This window comes from Novosphingobium sp. KN65.2 (assembly GCF_001368935.1).
Classification (GTDB): Bacteria; Pseudomonadota; Alphaproteobacteria; order Sphingomonadales; family Sphingomonadaceae; genus Novosphingobium; species Novosphingobium mathurense.
This window is the reverse complement of the sequence record NZ_CCBH010000026.1, coordinates 1-897: the sequence shown is the minus strand read 5'-3', so window position 1 is coordinate 897 and position 897 is coordinate 1. Positions and strand designations below refer to the sequence as shown.

2 protein-coding genes are annotated in these 897 nt (G+C 62.2%); both read right to left on the bottom strand.

All coding sequences use genetic code 11. The features are described from left to right. On the bottom strand, window positions 1-446 hold a 446-nt coding region (locus SPHV1_RS01125; protein ID WP_156367187.1), incomplete at its 3' end, for a hypothetical protein. A gap of 229 nt (window positions 447-675) precedes the next feature. Further along, the gene (locus SPHV1_RS01120; RefSeq protein WP_054944303.1) at window positions 676-873 is read right to left on the bottom strand and encodes a hypothetical protein; all 198 of its coding nucleotides are present in this window, start codon (window positions 871-873) and stop codon (window positions 676-678) included. Between the last annotated feature and the right edge of the window lie 24 nt (window positions 874-897).

Sequence of the window (897 nt, the reverse complement as noted above, 5' to 3'; positions counted from 1 at the left end):
CTCACAGCATCGGCCTCGGCGCAAATGGCAGCGAGGGCTTGCATCAGCGGTCGGGCGGCGTCGGCGAGTTGGCACGTCTCCCGATGATCTCGGTGCCCGTCCTCCAGTGCTGATGCGAACTGACCGGCGAGATTGGACAGGCTGGAAATCGTGTGCAGGTCGTTCGCGGCCTCGGACTGCAGCGGCGTGATCTTCACACCATAGAGCGCGAAAACCTCGTCCAGCGCTGTCGGATCGAATACCAGGCTGTTGAGCGCCGTGTGCAGTTCCGGGACCGTTTCGCCGGTCAACGTGCGGTTCACGGTCTTCGCGTCGATGTCGATGGCATCGGCAAACGCACCTTTGCGGTTTGCCGTGGCCCGGGCCCACCCGATCGCTAGTTTCGCGGACACCTGTGCCTTAGTGAACACAGAAATACGGCGGACATGGTTGGTCTTCTCAGGCATCAATGCCCCCATGAAAGGAGTGATCTGGAAAATTGCCCGAGGTGGTCTGAAAAGCAGGGCAATGAGCGTTGCGCCGCACCACCCCGGGCAGGTTCACGTCGACGAGAGGGGACGCGCCGACAGGGAAGGAATGGCCGGCGCGCACGTTGCGCACGTCACCGGCCGCGCGACCCGAACGGCTCGGGTTTGTCTCGGTTGTTTCGGAAAGGCCCCCCATTTCCCGGTCTACTTATCGACCGAGCGCGAGGTAGATGGGCCATGTGGCCAAGAACGAAATGTCGGCGATCCACCCCCGGCTGCGCGTCTCAAGAACCATGTAGACGCCGGCAGACAGCCACACGGAACTGATGAGCCAGCCATACGGGACGGTGAGCGCCAACACGGCGAGGAACGCGTAGATCGCGATTGTGAGAACGAGTTCGCGCATTCAGACCTCCACCGGTTCGAGAAG